Origin of the sequence: Burkholderia dolosa, assembly GCF_902499135.1 — a bacterium.
Classification (GTDB): domain Bacteria; phylum Pseudomonadota; class Gammaproteobacteria; order Burkholderiales; family Burkholderiaceae; genus Burkholderia; species Burkholderia dolosa.
On record NZ_CABVPR010000023.1, the window covers coordinates 66409 to 85647 of the forward strand.

Genomic DNA, 19239 nt, shown 5'->3' on the forward strand with positions numbered 1-19239 from the left:
GAACGGGCCGTCGCCCGTAACCGAGCCTTTCTCTCTGTCACCGATGATGCACGACGATCCGAACGAAGCCGGCCTGCCGCCGCATGACGCCCTTCCCGACGAAGCCGCCGACGGCGCCGACCAAGTCAATCCGCTGCACCGCCGCCGCATCCGCAGCTTCGTCACGCGCGCCGGCCGAGTGTCGACCGGTCAGCGCCGCGCGCTCGACGAGCTCGGCCCGCGCTTCGTCGTCCCGTACGCAGCCGAGATTCCCGACTGGAATGCCGTCTTCGGGCGTAGCGCGCCGCGCATTCTCGAAATCGGCTTCGGGATGGGCGCATCGACGGCCGAAATCGCCGCAAATCGCCCGGACGATGACTTCCTCGGCGTCGAAGTGCACGAACCGGGCGTCGGCGCACTGCTGAAGCTGATCGGCGAACAGGATCTGTCGAACATCCGCATCATCCAGCACGATGCGGTCGAGGTGCTCGAGCACATGCTGGCGCCCGAAAGCCTCGACGGCGTGCATATCTTCTTCCCCGATCCGTGGCACAAGGCGCGTCACCACAAGCGCCGGCTGATCCAGCCGCCGCTCGTCGCGCTCCTCGCGTCGCGCCTGAAGCCCGGCGCGTACCTGCATTGCGCGACCGACTGGCAGAACTACGCGGAGCAGATGCTCGAAGTGCTCGGCGCCGATCCGTCGCTCGAAAACACTGCCGCCGATTACGCGCCGCGCCCCGACTATCGGCCGGTCACGAAGTTCGAACGACGCGGGCTGCGGCTCGGCCACGGCGTGTGGGATCTCGTGTTCCGCAAGCGCGCGGGCTGATCGGCGGGCGTGCGCCGGCGACTATCTCGTCGGCCGCTTCAAAACAAACGGCCCGACCGGCATCTACCGATCGGGCCGCTTCACCCCCGCGCGCGACGCGCACACGCCACTCAAGCCCAGTTCAACCACCCGCTGTAACCGACCAGCAGCACGAACAGTCCGAACAGGATCCGATACCACGCGAACACCGTGAAATCGTGCGTCGCGACGTAGCGCAGCAGCCAGCGCACGCACACGAACGCGCTGACGAACGCCGACACGAGGCCGACCACGAACAGGCCCAGCGAATCGACCGTGAACGCATGCCAGTCCTTCACGGTTTCGTAGAGCGTCGCGCCGAAGATGATCGGAATCGCGAGGAAGAAAGAAAACTCGGTCGCCACACGTCGATCGAGGCCGAACAGCATCCCGCCGATGATCGTCGAGCCCGAGCGCGACATGCCGGGAATCAGCGCGAAGCATTGCGCGATACCGACCTTCAGCGCATCGAGCGGCGTCAGCGCATCGATCGACTGCACGCGCGGCGCAACGCCGCGCTCGCGCTGCCGCGCCTCGGCCCACAGGATGATCGCGCCGCCGACGACGAGCGCGAACGCGACCGGCACCGGCGAGAACAGCACGGCCTTGATCTTCTTCTCGAACAGCAGGCCGAGTGCGATCGCGGGAATCGTCGCGATCACGACGTTCAGCGCGAAACGCTGCGCGTCGGGCCGGCTCGGCAGCCCCGCGACGACGGACACGATGCGTTGCCGATACTCCCAGCAGACCGCGAGGATCGCGCCGAACTGGATCACGACGTCGAAGGTCTTCGCGTGCGAATCGTTGAAATTCAGGAAGCTGCCCGCGACGATCAGGTGGCCGGTACTCGATACCGGCAGGAATTCCGTCAGCCCCTCGACGACGCCGAGGATCAATGCCTTGCAGATCAGGATCCAGTCCATCCGTGGCCCAACTCCGAAGTGGTCGAAAGAAAGGGCCACGATGCCGCCGCGGCCCGTCCGGCCGCGCGGCGCGACGTCACTTCTCGACGATCGCTACGCGTATGCCGTTTGTAAGAATCGTAATTGTACCGGGTTCGTAGTTCACGCCGGCAAATTGCAACTGCTCGGGCTTGAACGTATAGATCGGATAGTTCGTCAGCAGCTGGGTGGCGAGCAGGCCCGCGGCCGCGCCGACTTGTTGCGTGTACATCTGTGCGTCGCCGTCGAGCACGAGACTGTCGACGGCCGGCGCCTTCAGCACGACCGAGCGGCTCGGCGCGTCGTACGCGAGCTGGCCGGACACCGTGAACTTGCCGCTCACCGGCGCGCGCAGGAACGGGCTCGCGAAGTGCGCGTCCAGCTGCACCGCGATGCGGTTCTGGTCGGGCAGCAGGCTGACGGCCGGATTCGCGAGCGACACGTCGACGACCTGCGCGACCGTCTTCTGATACGGAAACTTGCGCGCGACGGCTTTCTGCACGTCGCTGCGCGAGAACGTGTAGTGATCGGGAATGAACGGAAACGTCGATGCGCACGCGGCAAGCGATACCGATACGCCCACGGCGCCGACACACATAGCCAGAAAACGGCGCCGACCCGGCGCGCAAGATGCGGTCATGCTCAACACTCTCCTGTATCGGGCGCCGAAGCGCCGGCCGAAACCTGCGCTTCAGCGCGTGCTGCCAGCTTTTTCGTGCGCCGTACCCGCACGCGCTTTACCGCGCGTTCGCGACGCGCTGCGACGGCTGCGTGTCGGCCTCGAGGCGCGCGAGCCACACGAGCGCATCGTCGCGCGATGCACCGCACATGTCGACGGACGGCTGCAGCCCCGAGCAGCACGCCGGGCGCTCGGGCCGGCCGAAGATTCGGCAACGCAAGTCGTCGCCGAGTTGCACGCAGCGCACGCCGGCCGGCTTGCCATCGGGCATTCCCGGAATTGGACTCGAAATCGACGGCGCGATGCAGCACGCGCCGCATCCTTCGCGGCATGCATGCGGCGGCGGGACGTCGGCGCGCGCCGGGTGGACAGGCATTTCGACGGACACTCGGCTCTCTCTGACGAACGACGAAAAACGAAAAAACAAAAAACGGTGCGGCAACCCGACGCAGCGCGCGGCAGCCTTACCCGGCATTGTGCCATCGGTGCTGCGACGTTATTACACAATGCAGCCGAATCGCGCGTTCATATACTCGAACGCGTCTAATAGAAAGAAGCGCGAGATCGTCATGCGTCCCGGTTCCGTCGACACCCTCTTCCGTCCCGATCTGCTCGCGAAGTACGGCACGAACGGGCCGCGCTATACGTCGTATCCAACTGCGCTGCAGTTCCGCGACGATTTCGACGCAGCCGATTACGTGCGCGCGGCCGGCGATCCCGGCGCGTCGTCGAGCGACCTGTCGCTGTACTTCCACATCCCGTTCTGCAATACGGCGTGCTTCTACTGCGGCTGCAACAAGATCGCGACGAACAACCGTCGCCGCGCGCGCCCGTATCTCGACCAGTTGAAGCGCGAAATCGCGCTGCAGGCCGCGCGGTTCGATCCCGCGCGCGCGGTCACGCAACTGCACTGGGGCGGCGGCACGCCGACCTTCCTGTCCGACGACGAAACGGCCGAGCTGATGGCGGCCACGCGCGAGCATTTCACGCTCGCGCCGGACGCCGACGCGGAGTTCTCGATCGAGATCGATCCGCGCACGGTCACGCCGGCGACGCTCGTCCATCTGCGCACGATCGGCTTCAACCGGCTGAGCCTCGGCGTACAGGACTTCGACCCGGTCGTGCAGCACGCGATCAACCGGATCCAGCCGCTCGAGATGACGGCCGACCTGCTGTCGGCCGCGCGCGCGACCGGCTTCCATTCGACGAGCGTCGACCTGATCTACGGGCTGCCGCACCAGACGGTGTCCGTATTCGCGCGCACGCTGGAGACGATCATCGAGCTCGCGCCGGACCGGCTGTCGGTGTTCGGCTATGCGCACATGCCGCATCTGTTCAAGATGCAGCGGCAGATCGACGATGCGGCGCTGCCGTCGCCCGACACGCGCATCGCGCTGCTCGGGCTCGCGATCGACATGCTGACGACGGCCGGCTACGTGTACATCGGCATGGACCACTTCGCGCGACCGTCCGACGAACTGGTGCGCGCGCAACGAAACGGCACGCTGCAGCGCAATTTCCAGGGCTACAGCACGCGTGCGGATACGGATCTGATCGGGATCGGCGTGTCGTCGATCGGCAAGGTCGGCGACGTGTACGCGCAAAACGCGAAGGACCTCCCGGCCTATGGCGCCGCGCTCGATGCGGGCCGGCTGCCGATCGCGCGCGGCGTACGGCTCAGCGCCGAAGATCGCCTGCGCCGCGACGTGATCACGCAGCTGATGTGCAATCTCGAGCTGCCGTTCTCGCCTATCGACGCCGCGCACGGCATCCGCTTCGCCGATCATTTCGCGCGCGAACTCGATGCACTGCGCACGTTCGAGCGCGACGGGCTGCTGACGATCGCAGGCGATCGGCTGACGATCCATCCGGCCGGCCGGATGGTCGTGCGCAACATCGCGATGGCGTTCGACGCGTACGTCGGCCGCACGCCGCGGCAGCACTATTCGCGCACGGTGTGACCGACGCCACCGGCCGCATGCGTGCGGCCGGTTTGCTAAAGTGTCGGCTTACGCTTCGCCGGAATCCGCACCATGCGCACCACCCAAGCGACCCGCGCGGTCGAACGCCTGAAAGCCCGCTCCGGCAACCCGCAGTTCGCGGCCGTCGCAACCGCCGCCGGCCTGTTCTATCTCGTCGACCGCTCGAGCGGCACCGCCGAGAAGCGCTGCGAACCGCTGCCGCTCGACGAGTTCGTCAAGTTCGTCGATCAGTTCGGTCCCCCAAAACCGCGCAAGGCGAGCAAGCTCGATCTCGCGTTCGACGCGCAGATCAAGCGGAGCAAGGGATAAACGCCGTTGCAGGCCGCCTGAAGGCTTGTCGGGCGCCCTGTTTGGTACAATCACGAAGTTTTTCTCTCCCCGCTGATAGCCGCTCAGGCTGCATGACCACACCATGAATATCGAAAAAGCGCGTTTCAACATGATCGAACAGCAGATCCGGCCGTGGGATGTGCTGGATCTGGACGTCCTGGGCCTGCTGTCGATCGTCAAGCGTGAGAATTTCGTCCCGGCCGAACACCGTGCGCTCGCGTTCGCCGATCTCGAACTGCCGCTGCCCGGCGGCCGCAAGATGCTGTTCCCGCGCGTCGAAGCGCGCGTGCTTCAGGAACTGGCGGTCAAGAAGCACGAGAACGTGCTGTTGATCGGCGCCGGCTCCGGCTACCTGACCGCACTGCTCGCGCATCGCGCGCAGCACGTGACGGCCGTCGAGATCGATCCGGCGGTCGCGAAGTTCGCGGAAGAGAACCTGCGCAACAACGGCGTGACGAACGCGGAAGTCGTGCTCGGCGACGGCTCGCTCGGCTGGCCCGACAAGGCGCCGTACGACGTGATCTGTGTCGCCGGCGGCCTGCCGGTCGTGCCGCAGCAGATGCTCGAGCAGTTGAAGATCGGCGGCCGCCTGTCGGCGTTCGTCGGCGGCCGGCCGGTGATGAAGGCGCAGATCATCACGCGCATCGACGACAAGCAGTACCGTGTCGCGGACGTGTTCGAGACCTACGTCGACCATCTGGTGAACACGTTCGAACCGTCGCGGTTCAAGTTCTGAGCGGCGGCCCTATATGCAGATCCTGACACCCGCGATGCTCGCGGAATGGCTGCGTGACCCGGCGCGGCCCGCGCCGGTCGTCCTCGACGTGCGCGAGCCGTGGGAAATCGCGACCGCGCAGATCGCCGGCAGCGTGTCGATTCCGATGCAGCAGATTCCGGCGCGCAGCGAAGAGCTCGACGACGAAGCGGAAATCGTCTGCGTGTGCCATCACGGGATGCGCAGCGCGCAGGTCGCGATGTTCCTCGAATCGCGCGGCTTCACGAAGCTGTACAACCTGCAGGGCGGAATCGACGCGTGGTCGCGCGACGTCGATCCGTCCGTGCCGCGCTACTGACCTTTCCGGCGGCGCTTCACGCGCCGCCGCACATCGCGGGCCGGCACCGCCGCCCGCTCGCTGCTTCGGCGGCCGGAGCGTGCAATGTGCGCGCCGCCCGCCTTCCCGCTACTCCGTTTCCTTCAGTGCATCCGCAACGATCGAGAACAGCTCGACGATCTGCGCTTCGTCGACGATCAGCGGCGGCGAGAACGCGAGAATGTCGCCCGTGTAGCGGATCATCGCGCCCTTCTGGTAGCACTTGACGAACACGTCGTACGCACGCGTGCCCGGCTTGCCGTCGCGCGGCTTCAGCTCGACGCCGCCGACGAGGCCGAGATTGCGCACGTCGATCACGTGCGGCGCCTCCTTCAGCTTGTGGATTTCGCGCTCGAACACGTGCGCCATCTGCGCGGCGCGTTCGAACAGCCGCTCGCGCTCGTACAGGTCGATCGTCGCGCACACGGCCGCCGCCGCGAGCGGATGCCCGGAATACGTGTAGCCGTGGAACAGCTCGATGCCGGCCGGCGCGCCGTCGACGATCGTGTCGTGGATCGCGTCGCTCGCCGCGACCGCGCCCATCGGCACCGCCGCGTTGCTCGTGCCTTTGGCCATCGTCATCAGGTCGGGCGTCACGCCGAAGTACTGCGCGGCAAACGGCGCGCCGAGCCGGCCCCAGCCGGTGATCACCTCGTCGAAGATCAGCAGGATCCCGTGCTTGTCGCACAGCTCGCGCAGCCGTTCGAGATAGCCCTTCGGCGGAATCAGCACGCCGGCCGAGCCGGCGACGGGTTCGACGATCACCGCGGCGATCGTCGACGCGTCGTGCAGCGCGACGATCCGTTCCAGCTCGTCGGCAAGATGCGCGCCCCACGCGGGCTGCCCTTTCGAGAACGCCGCCTCGCCGATGTTCAGCGTATGCGGCAGATGATCGACCGACGGCAGCAGCGCGCCCGAATACGCGCGACGGTTCGGCGCGAGCCCGCCGACCGAAATGCCGCCGAAGCCGACGCCGTGATAGCCGCGCTCGCGCCCGATGAAGCGCGTGCGCTGCGCTTCGCCGCGCGCGCGGTGATACGCGAGCGCGATCTTCAGCGCGGTATCGACCGCCTCCGAGCCCGAGTTCGTGAAGAAGACGTGATCGAGCGTGCCGGGCGTGTGGCGCGCGATGCGCGTCGCGGCTTCGAACGCCTTCGGGTGGCCCATCTGGAACGTCGGCGCGAAATCCATTTCCTCGGCCTGCTTCTGGATCGCGGCGACGATCTCGTCGCGGCAGTGGCCGGCGTTCACGCACCAGAGCCCCGCGGTGCCGTCGAGGATGCGCCGGCCGTCGTGCGACGTGTAGTACATCCCTTTCGCGGATACGAGCAGCCGCGGCGCGTCCTTGAACTGGCGGTTGGCGGTAAACGGCATCCAGAACGCGGACAGGTCGGGCGTGTTCGTTTGCTGCTGGCTCATGGCGGCTCCTCGTGAGATCGGGCGGCGCAGCGCGCGCTGCGCCGGCGTGGTGCGACGCGTGGCAAATCGAACATCGAGTGTAGGCACCGAAACGGTGAAGCACAACCGTGCACCAATAGCGCTCGCACGGCTGCACCGCAACGGCTCGCGCGTGCCGCAAAACGCGTCATGCGCGCCGCGCGATCGCGCGCACGGGCACGCGGGGCGTGCATCCGCGCGACTGGCACATGCCTTGCGTTATTCCGTGCGTCGGCGCCGCCGCGGCGCACGCACATCCAACACGTCAAGGGGAACCCGATGAAACGTCGCAGTCTGCTGAAGTTCGGTTCGATGGCCGGCGCGCTCGCGCTGGCGGGCAAGAGCCCGTTTGCGCATGCCGCCGATACGGGCACCGGCCCGATCAAGGTCGGCATCCTGCACTCGCTGTCGGGCACGATGGCGATCTCCGAAACGTCGCTGAAGGACACGGCGCTGATGACGATCGCCGACATCAACAAGAACGGCGGCGTGATGGGCCGCAAGATCGAGCCGGTCGTCGTCGATCCGGCGTCGAACTGGCCGCTGTTCGCCGAGAAGGCGCGCCAGCTGCTCACGCAGGACAAGGTCGCGTGCGTGTTCGGCTGCTGGACGTCGGTGTCGCGCAAGTCGGTGCTGCCGGTGTTCGAGGAACTGAACGGGCTGCTCTACTACCCGGTGCAGTACGAAGGCGAAGAGATGTCGCGCAACGTGTTCTACACCGGCGCCGCGCCGAACCAGCAGGCGATCCCGGCCGTCGAGTATCTGATGAGCGCGGAAGGCGGCGGCGCGAAGCGCTTCTTCCTGCTCGGCACCGACTACGTGTATCCGCGCACGACGAACAAGATCCTGCGCGCGTTCCTCAAATCGAAGGGCGTGAAGGAGACCGACATTCAGGAGGTGTATACGCCGTTCGGCCACAGCGACTACCAGACCATCGTCGCGAACATCAAGACGTTCTCGCAAGGCGGCAAGACGACCGTGATCTCGACGATCAACGGCGACTCGAACGTGCCGTTCTATAAAGAGCTCGGCAACCAGGGGATCAAGGCAACCGACGTGCCGGTCGTCGCGTTCTCGGTCGGCGAGGAAGAGCTGCGCGGGATCGACACGAAGCCGCTCGTCGGCCACCTGGCCGCGTGGAACTACTTCATGTCGGTGAAGAACCCGACGAACACCAAGTTCAAGGACCAGTTCGCCGCGTGGGTGAAGGCGAACAACCTGCCGGGCGGCGCGAAGCGCGTGACCAACGATCCGATGGAGGCGACCTATGTCGGCATCCACATGTGGAAGCAGGCCGTCGAAAAGGCGAAGAGCACCGACGTCGACAAGGTGCGCGTCGCGATGATCGGCCAGACCGTCGCCGCGCCGTCGGGCTTCACGCTCGCGATGGACGGCAACCACCATCTGCACAAGCCGGTGATGATCGGGGAGATCCGCGGCGACGGGCAGTTCAACGTCGTGTGGAAGACGAAGACCGCGGTGCGCGCGCAACCGTGGAGCCCGTTCATCGCGGGCAACCAGGGCAAGCCGGACGTCGTCAGCTCGATCCCCGCGTTCCTGCGCCGGCAGCGCGCGGCATTGGCCTGACGCGATGCGGGACGTTGCTTGCGTGCGCAACGTCCCGCGCGCAACGGGTTTCGCGCGGCGACGGCGCGGCACAGCATCGCACGGCCGCAGCGCCGTTGCATGCCGGATCGCAACGCCGCTGCCGTCGCTGCAATTGCTGAAACCCACGCGGTCCGCGCACCGCCGCCCCGAGCCACCGCTTCCCTACGCCTGACAGGATTTCCGATGCCACCACGCTTTCGCCGGGCCGTCGCCGTCGCGGCCGTCGCCTGTGCCGCCGTCGCGGGCACGCTGCCGCGCACCGCATGCGCGCTGACGGCCGCCGACACCGCCGCGCTCGCCGGCGACGATTTCGACGCGAAGACGGCCGCGATCGAACGGCTCGCGACCGACACCGATCCGCGCGCGGTCGCATTGCTCAACGCATTGTCGACCGGCGACGCGCTCGCGACCGGCGACGCCCGTGTGCTGATCCAGATCGGCGACACCGCACACGACGCCCTCACGCAGGCCGCGACGCCCGCCGGCGATGCGCAGCCGGTGATGCTGAACAACCTGCTGCGCACGAAGATCGCCGCGGCGTTGTCGGGCCTCGCGCTCGCCTCGCCCGACGTCGCCGCGCGGCGCGACGCGATCGACGCGCTGCTGAAGTCGCCCGATCCGGCGCTGAAGCCGATGATCGAGCGGGCGCGCGCGAAGGAAACCGATCCGTCGCTCAAGCGCCGCCTCGACGCGCTGTGGGCGATCGCCGCGCTGCACGATCCGGATCCGGCGAAGCGCCTCGAAGCGGTGCAGGTCGTCGCCGCACGCAGCGATCTCGACATGATCGAGCAGCTGCGCCCGCTCGTCGCGAAGAACGCGGACGGCAGCTTCGCGGAGCCCGACGCGCGCGTGCGCGACGCGGCCCAGCACGGGCTCGATGCGCTGCATGCCCTGCAGCGGCGCGGCGAGATCGCCGGCACGCTGTTCGCCGGGCTGTCGCTCGGCAGCGTGCTGCTGCTCGCGGCGCTCGGCCTCGCGATCACGTACGGGCTGATCGGCGTGATCAACATGGCGCACGGCGAATTCCTGATGATCGGTGCGTACGCAACCTACGTCGTGCAGACGCTGATCCAGCGCTATGCGCCGGCCGCGTTCGACTGGTATCCGCTCGTCGCGGTGCCCGCGTCGTTCGCGGCGGCCGCGCTGGTCGGCATCGTGCTCGAGCGGCTCGTGCTGCGGCACCTGTACGGCCGCCCGCTCGAGACGCTGCTCGCGACGTTCGGCGTGAGCCTGATCCTGATCCAGGCGACGCGGATGCTGTTCGGCGCGCAGAACGTGCAGGTCGCGAACCCGTCGTGGATGAGCGGCGGCGTGACCGTGATGCAGAGCCTGATCCTGCCGTACAACCGGCTCGCGATCCTCGCGTTCGCGCTCGCGGTGGTCGCGATCGCGTGGGCCGTGCTGACGAAGACGCGGCTCGGCCTCTTCGTGCGCGCAGTCACGCAGAACCGCCGGATGGCCGCGTGCGTCGGCGTGAAGACCGCGCGCGTCGACGCGTATGCGTTCGCGTTCGGCGCTGGCATCGCGGGGCTCGGCGGCTGCGCGCTGTCGCAGATCGGCAACGTCGGCCCCGACCTCGGGCAGAACTACATCATCGATTCGTTCATGGCCGTCGTGCTCGGCGGCGTCGGGCAGATCGCCGGCACCGTGCTCGGCGGGTTCGGGCTCGGCCTCGTCAGCAAGGCGATCGAGCCGTTCTGGGGCGCGGTGCTCGCGAAGATCGCCGTGCTCGTGATGATCGTGCTGTTCATCCAGAAGCGTCCGCAGGGGATGTTCGCCCCGAAGGGACGCAGCGCGGAGGCTTGACGTGACTTCCCTCACCGATTCGTTGTCGAACCCGGTCGCCGATGCGTCGACGCCGTCCGGCGCGGCCCGCACGCACGAACGCTTTGCGCTCGGCCTGCCGCCGCGTCCCGCGCTGCTGTCGCGCCGCGCGTGGCTGGCGCTCGTCGCGCTGTGCATCGCGATCGGCATCGGCGTGCCGCTCGCCGCGCTCGTCGCGCCCGAGTCGAGCGCGTTCCATCTGTCCGCGTACGCGATGACGCTCGCCGGCAAGCTGATGTGCTATGCGATCGCCGCACTCGCACTCGATCTCGTGTGGGGCTACTGCGGAATCCTGAGCCTCGGCCACGGGCTGTTCTTCGCGCTCGGCGGCTACGCGATCGGCATGTACCTGATGCGCGAGATCGGCCGCGACGGCAAGTACGGCAGCGACCTGCCCGACTTCATGGTGTTCCTCGACTGGCATCAACTGCCGTGGTACTGGAGCGGCACGCAGCATCTCGGCTGGGCGCTCGCGCTCGTCGTGCTCGTGCCGGCCGTGCTCGCGTGGGTATTCGGCTTCTTCACGTTCCGCTCGCGCGTGAAAGGCGTGTATCTGTCGATCATCACGCAGGCGCTGACGTTCGCCGCGATGCTGCTGTTCTATCGCAACGAGACGGGCTTCGGCGGCAACAACGGCTTCACCGACTTCAAGCGGATCGCCGGCTTTCCGATCACGTCGCCCGGCACGCGCACGGTGCTGCTGCTGCTCACGTTCGCGACGCTCGTGCTCGCGTTCATCGCTGCGCGCGCGATCGTCACCAGCAAGCTCGGCCGCGTCGTCACCGCGGTGCGCGACGGCGAGGCGCGGCTGATGTTTCTCGGCTACAGCCCGCTCGCGTACAAGCTGTTCGTGTGGACCGTGTCGGCCGTGCTGTGCGGCATCGCGGGCGCGCTGTACGTGCCGCAGGTCGGCATCATCAATCCCGGCGAGATGTCGCCGGGCAATTCGATCGAGATGGCGATCTGGGTCGCGGTCGGCGGGCGCGGCACGCTGATCGGGCCGATCGTCGGCGCGTTCGCGGTGAACGGCGCGAAGAGCCTGTTTACCGCGTACTTCGCCGAATACTGGCTGTTCTTCCTCGGCCTGATCTTCGTGCTCGTGCCGCTGCTGCTGCCGCGCGGGATCGTCGGCGTCGTCGAGAGCGCACTCGCGAAAGGGAAACGCAGATGAACGGAACGGCACTCTATCAATTCACGCCGCCGCCCGAAGACGAACTGCTCGCGGTCAGCGGCACCGCATCGATGGGGCGCGTCGTGCCGGAAGGCATCGACACGTCGCACGGCACGATCCTGTATCTGGAAGACATCGAGGTGAGCTTCGACGGCTTTCGCGCGCTGAACAAGCTGTCGCTCGCGATCGACGCGGGCGAGCTGCGCTGCGTGATCGGCCCGAACGGTGCAGGTAAGACGACGATGATGGACGTGATCACCGGCAAGACGCGTCCCGATGCCGGCAAGGTGTTTCTCGGCCAGACGATCGATCTCGCGCGGATGAACGAGCCGGAGATTGCGCGCGCCGGCATCGGCCGCAAGTTCCAGAAGCCGACCGTGTTCGAGCAGCATCCGGTGTGGGAGAACCTCGAGCTCGCGATGCAGACCGACAAGGGCTGGCTCGCGTCGCTGCGCGCGCGGCTCGATCGCGCCGCGCAGGCGAAGATCGAGGAAACGCTCGCGCTGATCGGCCTCGAGAGCCATGCATTTCGCGCGGCGGGCGAGCTGTCGCACGGCCAGAAACAGCGGCTCGAGATCGGCATGCTGCTGATGCAGCGCCCGGCGCTGTTGCTGCTCGACGAACCGGCGGCCGGGATGACCGACCACGAGACGATGGAGCTCGCCGAACTGCTGAACACGCTGCGCGGCACGTGTTCGATGATGGTCGTCGAGCACGACATGGATTTCGTCGCGGCGCTCGCGGGCGACACGGGCTGCGTGACGGTGATGGCCGAAGGCGCGGTGCTCGCGCAAGGCACGCTCGACCAGGTCAAGCGCGACGAAGCGGTGATCGGGTCTTACCTCGGACGTTGATGCGATGCTGAAGATCGAAGCGCTGAACCAGTACTACGGCGGCAGCCATATCCTGCGCAACGCGACGCTCGCCGCCGAAGACGGCAAGCTGACCGTGCTGCTTGGACGCAACGGCGTCGGCAAGACGACGCTGCTGCGTTGCCTGATGGGCGTCGTCGCCGCGAAGAGCGGCACGATATCGTGGCGCGGCGCATCGCTCGGCGCGCTGCCGCCGTATGCGCGCGTGGCGGCCGGCCTCGCGTACGTGCCGCAGGGCCGCGACATCTTTCCGCGGCTGACCGTCGAGGAGAACCTGCTGGTCGGCGCGGCGAGCCGCAGTGCGCCGTCGAAAGTGCCCGACCGCATCTACGAACTGTTTCCGGTGCTGAAGGACATGCGCGCGCGGCGCGGCGGCGACCTGTCGGGCGGCCAGCAGCAGCAGCTCGCGATCGGCCGCGCGCTGATGAGCGACCCGCAGCTGCTGATTCTCGACGAGCCGACCGAAGGCATCCAGCCGTCGATCATCCAGGACATCGGCCGCACGCTGCGTCAGCTCGTCGACGAATCGAAGATGACCGTGCTGCTCGTCGAACAGTATTACGATTTCGCGCGATCGATCGCCGACCGCTATTGGGTGATGAGCCGCGGCGAGATCGTCGCGGGTGGCGATGCGTGCGATATGGATGCGAATGGTGTGCGCGAGATGATCGCGGTGTAACGCGGCGGCGAGCCGCGGCGCGGTGCGGATGCGGCAGTGCGCCCGCCGGTCGGCCCGGCTGCCGACCGCGCTGCGACGCGCAACGCCCGCGCTTTCGCGAACACGGCAGCGGCATTATTGTTCCGGTAACATCCGTGTTCGCCGCGCGCCCGCTCCCTTCGTTTTCCTTTCGTCGCCGATGTCCGCCCACGATTCCCATGCATCGCTGTCCCGCCCCGCCGTCGCCAAGTCATGGCATGGCCGCCTCGAACTCGGCTTCGAGCGGCACGGCGCGCGCACGACGCTCGCGCACCGCCTGCACGACGGCCCGCTGCGCGTGCAGCGGCCGCTGTACCCGGAAGGCGATGCGATCTGCCATGCGGTGCTCGTTCATCCGCCGGGCGGCGTCGCGGGCGGCGACCGGCTCGACATCGACATCGCGCTCGGCGACGACACGCACGCGGTACTCACCACGCCCGGCGCGACCAAGTGGTACAAGTCGAACGGGCTCGAGGCCACGCAGCGCATCGGCATCGTGCTCGGCCGGAACGCGAAGCTCGACTGGCTGCCGCAGAACAATCTGTTCTTCGATGCCGCGCACGCGTCGCTCGACTTCACGGTGGCGCTCGGCGCAGGCGCGAGCGCGATCGGCTGGGACGCGACGCAGCTCGGCCGGCAGGCGGCCGGCGAAGCGTGGTCGGCCGGCCGGGTCGCATCGACGGCCGCGCTCGTCGATGCCGACGGCCGGCCGCTGTGGACCGAGCGCGCGCTGCTCGACGCGCACGACCCGCTGCGTGCCGCGCCGCAGGGCCTCGCCGGCTTTCCCGCTTACGGCACGCTGTGGGTGGTCGGCGCCGCGTGCGACGCGGCGCTGGCCGAATCGCTCGCCGAACGGATGCCGTTCGACGACACGCTGCGCGCAGGCGCGACGTGCGTAACGCCGGGCGTCGTGATCGTGCGTGCGCTCGCCGCGTCGATGGAAGCGCTGCAGCGCCACTTCGCCGACTGCTGGCTGCATCTGCGGCCGATCGTGCACGGCGTCGACGCGCGACCGCTGCGGCTCTGGCAAACCTGATTTCCGCCGGCCGCGCGCACCAGATCGGCGCAACGCCGCCGCAAGCACCGCACCTTCGTCACGCATCGCGCATCATGAGCGCGCATCGTTCGGCGACATACGCACACGCGACACGCATTGGCATGCGCCTTGCTGCTTACGAAACCGATAGACGGCGCACGCGCGACGACGCGGTGCTACGATGAGCCGCGCATGCGAATCGTTGCGTACGCATCGACAAAAATTACGATTTCCTGAACGCCCGCCTTCATGAAACTGACTCCCCGAGAAAAGGACAAGCTGCTGATCTTCACCGCAGCGCTGCTGGCCGAGCGCCGTCGCGCGCGCGGGCTGAAGCTCAACTATCCGGAGGCGGTCGCCTTCATCACCGCCGCGCTGATGGAAGCGGCGCGCGACGGCAAGACGGTCGCCGAGGTCATGCATTACGGCACGACGCTGCTCACGCGCGACGACGTGATGGACGGTGTGCCGGAGATGATTCCCGACATCCAGGTCGAAGCGACCTTTCCGGACGGCACGAAACTGGTGACCGTCCACCACCCGATTCCGTGAGCGAGGCAGCGCGCATGATCCCCGGCGAAATCCTCACCGACGATGGCGACCACGAACTGAACGCAGGCCGCGCGACGCTGACGCTCGTCGTCGCGAACACCGGCGACCGCCCGGTGCAGGTCGGCTCGCACTATCACTTCTTCGAAGTCAACGACGCGCTGTCGTTCGACCGCGCGGCCGCGCGCGGCTTCCGGCTGAACATCGCGGCCGGCACGGCCGTGCGCTTCGAGCCGGGCCAGACGCGCACCGTCGAGCTCGTCGCGCTCGCCGGCGATCGCGCCGTCTACGGTTTTCAGGGCAAGGTGATGGGGCCGCTGTGAGCGGCGCCCCGCCCCTCTTCAGGAACAGCACGACATGACACTACGCTTGAGCCGCCGCGCGTACGCGGAAATGTTCGGCCCGACGACGGGCGACCGCGTCCGCCTCGCCGATACCGAACTGCTGATCGAGATCGAACGCGACTTCACGACGTACGGCGAGGAAGTGAAATTCGGCGGCGGCAAGGTGATCCGCGACGGCATGGGCCAGTCGCAACGCGTGGCCGCCGACGTGCCCGATACGGTGATCACGAACGCGGTGATCCTCGATCACTGGGGCATCGTGAAGGCCGACATCGCGATCAAGCACGGTCGCATCGCGGCGATCGGCAATGCGGGCAATCCGGACATCCAGCCGGGCGTGACGATCGCGATCGGCGCGGCGACCGAAGTGATTGCCGGCGAAGGGCTGATCGTGACGGCCGGCGGCATCGACACGCACATCCACTTCATCAGCCCGCAGCAGATCGACGAGGCGCTCGCGTCGGGCGTCACGACGATGCTCGGCGGCGGCACGGGGCCGGCCACCGGCACCAATGCGACGACCTGCACGCCCGGCCCGTGGCACATGGAGCGCATGCTGCAGGCCGCGGACGGCTGGCCGATCAACCTCGGCTTCCTCGGCAAAGGCAACGCGAGCCTGCCGCAGCCGCTCGTCGAGCAGATCGCGGCCGGCGCGATCGGCCTGAAGCTTCACGAGGACTGGGGAACGACGCCCGCGGCGATCGACAACTGTCTGTCGGTCGCCGACGACACCGACACGCAGGTCGCGATCCACACCGACACGCTGAACGAAGGCGGCTTCGTCGAATCGACGGTGGCCGCGTTCAAGGGACGCACGATCCACACGTATCACACCGAAGGTGCGGGCGGCGGCCACGCGCCCGACATCCTGAAGGTGTGCGGCGAGTCGAACGTGCTGCCGTCATCGACCAACCCGACGCGTCCGTACACGATCAACACGCTCGACGAACATCTCGACATGCTGATGGTGTGTCATCACCTCGATCCGTCGATCGCCGAGGATCTGGCTTTCGCCGAGTCGCGGATCCGTCGTGAAACGATCGCGGCCGAGGACATCCTGCACGACCTCGGCGCGCTGTCGATGCTGTCGTCCGACTCGCAGGCGATGGGCCGCGTCGGCGAAGTGATCATCCGCACGTGGCAGACCGCGCACAAGATGAAGGTGCAGCGCGGCACGCTGCCCGAAGATTGCGCGCGCAACGACAACTTCCGCGCGAAGCGCTACGTCGCGAAGTACACGATCAATCCGGCGATCACGCACGGCATCGCGCACGAAGTCGGTTCGATCGAACCCGGTAAATGGGCCGATCTCGTGCTGTGGGAGCCCGCATTCTTCGGAATCAAGCCGACGATGATCCTGAAGGGCGGGATGATCGCGCTCGCGCAGATGGGCGACCCGAACGCGTCGATTCCGACGCCGCAGCCGGTTCACTACCGCGAGATGTTCGCGACGCGCGGCGGTGCGCTCGCGCGCACGTCGCTGACGTTCGTATCGCAGATGGCGGCCGACGCCGGCATCGCGCAGCGCTACGGCCTCGCGAAGCGGGTCGTTCCCGTGCGCAACTGCCGCAACGTGACGAAAGCCGACATGATCCACAACGCGTGGCGTCCCGCGATCAGCGTCGATCCCGAAACGTACGACGTGATCGCCAACGGTCAGCTGCTGACCTGCGAGCCCGCGTCGGTGCTGCCGATGGCGCAGCGCTATTTCCTGTTCTGATTTCCGCTTCCCTTTCTGCACTCATGCGCACGCTCGACAAACGCATCGCCCCGAACGTGAAACTGGCCGCGTCGCTGGTTGCGCGCGCACCGACTCTCACGCTTGCGTACGACGCCCGCTGCAAGAGCCGCGTCGCGGCGACGCTCGACACCGGCGAGGACGTCGCGGTCGTGCTGCCGCGCGGCACCGTGCTGCGCGACGGCGACGTGCTCGTCGCCGGCGACGGCGCGCTCGTGCGCGTCGCCGCTGCGCCCGAAACGGTGTTGCTCGTACGCGCGGCCGATCCGCTCACGCTGATGCGCGCCGCGTACCACCTCGGCAACCGTCATACGCCGGTGGAGATCGGCGACGGCTACCTGAAGCTCGAAGCCGATCCGGTGCTCGCGGACATGCTGCGCCGCCTCGGCACGCAGGTGGACGAAACGAGCGCGCCGTTCCAGCCGGAGGCCGGCGCATACGGCGGCGGCCACAAGCACGGGCACGACGCGACGTTCGCCGAGGATTACGCGCTCGCGCAGCAGGTGTTCGGCGAACATCACGGCCACGCGCATTCGCCCGGTCATTCGCACTCGCACGGTCACGCGCATTCGCACGCACACGACCACGGCGGTGCTCACGAGCACGATCACGCGCACGGCCCCGGCTGCACGCACGGCCACGACCATGACCACCACTGAACTCGTCGCGCTGCTGCACCTCGCATCGCCGGCACTGCCGATCGGCGCGTTCAGCTATTCGCAGGGGCTCGAAGCGGCGCTCGACGCGAACCTGATCCGCGACGCCGACACCGCGCGCGACTGGATCGCAAGCGGCCTCACCGACGTGCTCGCGCACGGCGAGCTGCCGTTCGTCGCGCACCAGCTCGCGCGCTGGCACGCGCACGACGCGGACGCGCTCGCGCGCGAGAACGCATGGTTCGTCGCGAGCCGCGAATCGGCCGAGCTGCGCCGTGAAACCGAACAGATGGGATGGTCGCTCGCGCAGCTGTGCGCGTCGCTCGAATGGGGCGATGCACGACGCCGCGCGACGCTCGCGTCGATCTCGCCGATCGCGCTGCCGACCGCGTTCGCATACGCGGCCGCCGCGCACGACGCCGGCACCGACGCCGCGCTCGCCGCGTACGCGTTCGGCTGGGTCGAGAACCAGACCGCTGCGGCATTGAAGGCCGTGCCGCTCGGCCAGCTCGCCGGCCAGCGCATCATCGTCGCGCTGCGCGGTGCGATCGACGCGGCCGTGCGCCGCGCGCTCGCGACGCCGGCCGACGCCGTCAACACGTTCGCGCCGCAGCTCGGCATTTTGTCCGCGCGGCACGAAACCCAGTATTCGCGGTTGTTCCGCTCCTGAGCCACGACGCACCACACCATGAACGCACCCGCTCCGTCCTCGTCCCGCCGCACGAAGAAACTGCCGCCGCTGCGCGTCGGCATCGGCGGTCCCGTCGGCTCCGGCAAGACCACGCTGCTCGAAATGCTGTGCAAGGCGATGCGCGACCGGTACGACCTCGTCGCGATCACCAACGACATCTACACGAAGGAAGACCAGCGCCTGCTGACCGTCGCCGGCGCGCTGCCCGAGGAACGGATCATGGGCGTCGAGACGGGCGGCTGCCCGCACACGGCGATCCGCGAGGATGCGTCGATCAACCTCGAGGCGGTCGACCGGATGTTGTCGCGCTTTCCGGACGCCGACATCGTGTTCATCGAATCGGGCGGCGACAACCTCGCGGCGACGTTCAGCCCCGAGCTGTCGGACCTGACGATCTACGTGATCGACGTCGCGGGCGGCGAGAAGATTCCGCGCAAGGGCGGCCCCGGCATCACGAAGTCGGACCTGCTCGTGATCAACAAGACGGATCTCGCGCCGCTCGTCGGCGCGAACCTCGACGTGATGGCGTCCGACACGAAGAAGATGCGCGGCGAACGGCCGTACGTGATGACGAACCTGAAGGCGCTCGACGGCGTCGCGGACGTCGTCGCGTTCATCGAGAAGAAGGGATTGCTGACGGTTTGACCGGCTAAGCGGTCAGCGGAGCGACCGGCCGCGCAACCGGCGACGTAGCGGCGCCCGCGCTGCACGCGCCGGCCGCGCGGGCGCGGCTACGCGTCGTCCAGGCCGGCGGCCGTGTCGGCGGC

At 67.8% G+C, this 19239-nt stretch carries 21 protein-coding genes; 17 read left to right on the top strand and 4 right to left on the bottom strand.

The features are described from left to right. The first annotated feature begins 43 nt into the window (after window positions 1-43). Entirely contained in the window at window positions 44-808 is a 765-nt protein-coding gene (gene trmB / locus BUB20358_RS12880; protein WP_006764962.1) for a tRNA (guanosine(46)-N7)-methyltransferase TrmB, read from the top strand. 110 nt (window positions 809-918) lie between these two features. On the opposite strand, the gene BUB20358_RS12885 is transcribed toward trmB, so the two are convergent. The 3 genes from BUB20358_RS12885 to BUB20358_RS12895 form a co-directional block, all read right to left on the bottom strand. Next, a complete protein-coding gene (locus tag BUB20358_RS12885; protein WP_035972914.1) occupies window positions 919-1749 on the bottom strand; it encodes an undecaprenyl-diphosphate phosphatase in 831 nt (276 codons plus the stop codon). Window positions 1750-1825: 76 nt separating this feature from the next. Continuing rightward, window positions 1826-2407 (bottom strand): DUF1439 domain-containing protein, encoded by a 582-nt coding sequence (locus BUB20358_RS12890; protein ID WP_006764964.1) that lies wholly within the window; start codon window positions 2405-2407, stop codon window positions 1826-1828. A 97-nt stretch (window positions 2408-2504) separates the two neighbouring features. Beyond that, window positions 2505-2822 carry a YkgJ family cysteine cluster protein gene (locus tag BUB20358_RS12895; protein WP_035973408.1) on the bottom strand — a complete coding sequence of 106 codons (318 nt, stop codon included), beginning with the start codon at window positions 2820-2822 and terminating at the stop codon, window positions 2505-2507. 193 nt (window positions 2823-3015) lie between these two features. On the opposite strand from BUB20358_RS12895, the gene hemN reads away from it, so the two are divergent. The 4 genes from hemN to BUB20358_RS12915 all read left to right on the top strand — a co-directional run bounded on the left by hemN (window position 3016) and on the right by BUB20358_RS12915 (window position 5831). Then, the gene (gene hemN, locus BUB20358_RS12900; RefSeq protein WP_035972916.1) at window positions 3016-4407 is read left to right on the top strand and encodes an oxygen-independent coproporphyrinogen III oxidase; all 1392 of its coding nucleotides are present in this window, start codon (window positions 3016-3018) and stop codon (window positions 4405-4407) included. Between the two features lie 72 nt (window positions 4408-4479). After that, entirely contained in the window at window positions 4480-4737 is a 258-nt protein-coding gene (locus BUB20358_RS12905; protein ID WP_006764966.1) for a hypothetical protein, read from the top strand. A 103-nt stretch (window positions 4738-4840) separates the two neighbouring features. Continuing rightward, window positions 4841-5494, top strand: a complete 654-nt coding sequence (locus tag BUB20358_RS12910) for a protein-L-isoaspartate O-methyltransferase family protein (protein ID WP_006764967.1) — start codon at window positions 4841-4843, stop codon at window positions 5492-5494. A gap of 13 nt (window positions 5495-5507) precedes the next feature. Further along, the gene (locus BUB20358_RS12915; protein ID WP_006764968.1) at window positions 5508-5831 is read left to right on the top strand and encodes a rhodanese-like domain-containing protein; all 324 of its coding nucleotides are present in this window, start codon (window positions 5508-5510) and stop codon (window positions 5829-5831) included. Between the two features lie 108 nt (window positions 5832-5939). Here the strand turns inward: BUB20358_RS12915 and aptA are convergent, their stop codons facing one another. Continuing rightward, a complete protein-coding gene (gene aptA, locus BUB20358_RS12920; protein ID WP_035972918.1) occupies window positions 5940-7268 on the bottom strand; it encodes an omega-aminotransferase AptA in 1329 nt (442 codons plus the stop codon). Window positions 7269-7565: 297 nt separating this feature from the next. On the opposite strand from aptA, the gene urtA reads away from it, so the two are divergent. The 12 genes from urtA to ureG all read left to right on the top strand — a co-directional run bounded on the left by urtA (window position 7566) and on the right by ureG (window position 19117). Next, window positions 7566-8873 (top strand): urea ABC transporter substrate-binding protein, encoded by a 1308-nt coding sequence (gene urtA / locus BUB20358_RS12925; protein WP_006764970.1) that lies wholly within the window; start codon window positions 7566-7568, stop codon window positions 8871-8873. A gap of 204 nt (window positions 8874-9077) precedes the next feature. Beyond that, window positions 9078-10700 (top strand): urea ABC transporter permease subunit UrtB, encoded by a 1623-nt coding sequence (gene urtB, locus BUB20358_RS12930; RefSeq protein ID WP_006764971.1) that lies wholly within the window; start codon window positions 9078-9080, stop codon window positions 10698-10700. A 1-nt stretch (window position 10701) separates the two neighbouring features. Next, entirely contained in the window at window positions 10702-11889 is a 1188-nt protein-coding gene (urtC, locus tag BUB20358_RS12935) for an urea ABC transporter permease subunit UrtC (protein WP_006764972.1), read from the top strand. Continuing rightward, entirely contained in the window at window positions 11886-12743 is an 858-nt protein-coding gene (urtD, locus tag BUB20358_RS12940; protein WP_006764973.1) for an urea ABC transporter ATP-binding protein UrtD, read from the top strand. Before urtC ends, urtD begins: the two co-directional genes overlap by 4 nt. A gap of 4 nt (window positions 12744-12747) precedes the next feature. Further along, complete coding sequence (gene urtE / locus BUB20358_RS12945; protein WP_006764974.1) at window positions 12748-13440, top strand: urea ABC transporter ATP-binding subunit UrtE; 693 nt, start codon at window positions 12748-12750, stop codon at window positions 13438-13440. Between the two features lie 178 nt (window positions 13441-13618). Further along, on the top strand, window positions 13619-14494 hold the full coding sequence (locus tag BUB20358_RS12950) for an urease accessory protein UreD (protein ID WP_035972920.1): 876 nt from the start codon (window positions 13619-13621) through the stop codon (window positions 14492-14494). A 249-nt stretch (window positions 14495-14743) separates the two neighbouring features. Continuing rightward, on the top strand, window positions 14744-15046 hold the full coding sequence (gene ureA, locus BUB20358_RS12955; protein WP_006406310.1) for an urease subunit gamma: 303 nt from the start codon (window positions 14744-14746) through the stop codon (window positions 15044-15046). A gap of 14 nt (window positions 15047-15060) precedes the next feature. After that, window positions 15061-15366: an urease subunit beta gene (locus tag BUB20358_RS12960; RefSeq protein ID WP_035972921.1), complete on the top strand. Its 306-nt coding sequence runs from the start codon at window positions 15061-15063 to the stop codon at window positions 15364-15366. A gap of 34 nt (window positions 15367-15400) precedes the next feature. Continuing rightward, window positions 15401-17107: an urease subunit alpha gene (gene ureC / locus BUB20358_RS12965; protein ID WP_006764978.1), complete on the top strand. Its 1707-nt coding sequence runs from the start codon at window positions 15401-15403 to the stop codon at window positions 17105-17107. Between the two features lie 23 nt (window positions 17108-17130). After that, complete coding sequence (gene ureE, locus BUB20358_RS12970; RefSeq protein WP_006764979.1) at window positions 17131-17784, top strand: urease accessory protein UreE; 654 nt, start codon at window positions 17131-17133, stop codon at window positions 17782-17784. Then, window positions 17771-18451, top strand: coding sequence for an urease accessory protein UreF (locus tag BUB20358_RS12975; RefSeq protein WP_035972922.1), 681 nt, complete (start codon window positions 17771-17773; stop codon window positions 18449-18451). The genes ureE and BUB20358_RS12975 overlap by 14 nt, the downstream gene beginning before the upstream one ends. Window positions 18452-18469: 18 nt before the next feature. Then, the gene (ureG, locus tag BUB20358_RS12980) at window positions 18470-19117 is read left to right on the top strand and encodes an urease accessory protein UreG (RefSeq protein ID WP_035972923.1); all 648 of its coding nucleotides are present in this window, start codon (window positions 18470-18472) and stop codon (window positions 19115-19117) included. Window positions 19118-19239 lie beyond the last annotated feature (122 nt).

Excerpts from the sequence above, each read along its gene's own strand:
- trmB (WP_006764962.1), top strand. The coding sequence starts at position 44 with ATGATGCACGACGATCCGAACGAAGCCGGCCTGCCGCCGCATGACGCC.
- BUB20358_RS12885 (WP_035972914.1), bottom strand. The coding sequence starts at position 1,749 with ATGGACTGGATCCTGATCTGCAAGGCATTGATCCTCGGCGTCGTCGAG.
- BUB20358_RS12890 (WP_006764964.1), bottom strand. The coding sequence starts at position 2,407 with ATGACCGCATCTTGCGCGCCGGGTCGGCGCCGTTTTCTGGCTATGTGT.
- BUB20358_RS12895 (WP_035973408.1), bottom strand. The coding sequence starts at position 2,822 with ATGCCTGTCCACCCGGCGCGCGCCGACGTCCCGCCGCCGCATGCATGC.
- hemN (WP_035972916.1), top strand. The coding sequence starts at position 3,016 with ATGCGTCCCGGTTCCGTCGACACCCTCTTCCGTCCCGATCTGCTCGCG.
- BUB20358_RS12905 (WP_006764966.1), top strand. The coding sequence starts at position 4,480 with ATGCGCACCACCCAAGCGACCCGCGCGGTCGAACGCCTGAAAGCCCGC.
- BUB20358_RS12910 (WP_006764967.1), top strand. The coding sequence starts at position 4,841 with ATGAATATCGAAAAAGCGCGTTTCAACATGATCGAACAGCAGATCCGG.
- BUB20358_RS12915 (WP_006764968.1), top strand. The coding sequence starts at position 5,508 with ATGCAGATCCTGACACCCGCGATGCTCGCGGAATGGCTGCGTGACCCG.
- aptA (WP_035972918.1), bottom strand. The coding sequence starts at position 7,268 with ATGAGCCAGCAGCAAACGAACACGCCCGACCTGTCCGCGTTCTGGATG.
- urtA (WP_006764970.1), top strand. The coding sequence starts at position 7,566 with ATGAAACGTCGCAGTCTGCTGAAGTTCGGTTCGATGGCCGGCGCGCTC.
- urtB (WP_006764971.1), top strand. The coding sequence starts at position 9,078 with ATGCCACCACGCTTTCGCCGGGCCGTCGCCGTCGCGGCCGTCGCCTGT.
- urtD (WP_006764973.1), top strand. The coding sequence starts at position 11,886 with ATGAACGGAACGGCACTCTATCAATTCACGCCGCCGCCCGAAGACGAA.
- urtE (WP_006764974.1), top strand. The coding sequence starts at position 12,748 with ATGCTGAAGATCGAAGCGCTGAACCAGTACTACGGCGGCAGCCATATC.
- BUB20358_RS12950 (WP_035972920.1), top strand. The coding sequence starts at position 13,619 with ATGTCCGCCCACGATTCCCATGCATCGCTGTCCCGCCCCGCCGTCGCC.
- ureA (WP_006406310.1), top strand. The coding sequence starts at position 14,744 with ATGAAACTGACTCCCCGAGAAAAGGACAAGCTGCTGATCTTCACCGCA.
- BUB20358_RS12960 (WP_035972921.1), top strand. The coding sequence starts at position 15,061 with ATGATCCCCGGCGAAATCCTCACCGACGATGGCGACCACGAACTGAAC.
- ureC (WP_006764978.1), top strand. The coding sequence starts at position 15,401 with ATGACACTACGCTTGAGCCGCCGCGCGTACGCGGAAATGTTCGGCCCG.
- ureE (WP_006764979.1), top strand. The coding sequence starts at position 17,131 with ATGCGCACGCTCGACAAACGCATCGCCCCGAACGTGAAACTGGCCGCG.
- BUB20358_RS12975 (WP_035972922.1), top strand. The coding sequence starts at position 17,771 with ATGACCACCACTGAACTCGTCGCGCTGCTGCACCTCGCATCGCCGGCA.
- ureG (WP_035972923.1), top strand. The coding sequence starts at position 18,470 with ATGAACGCACCCGCTCCGTCCTCGTCCCGCCGCACGAAGAAACTGCCG.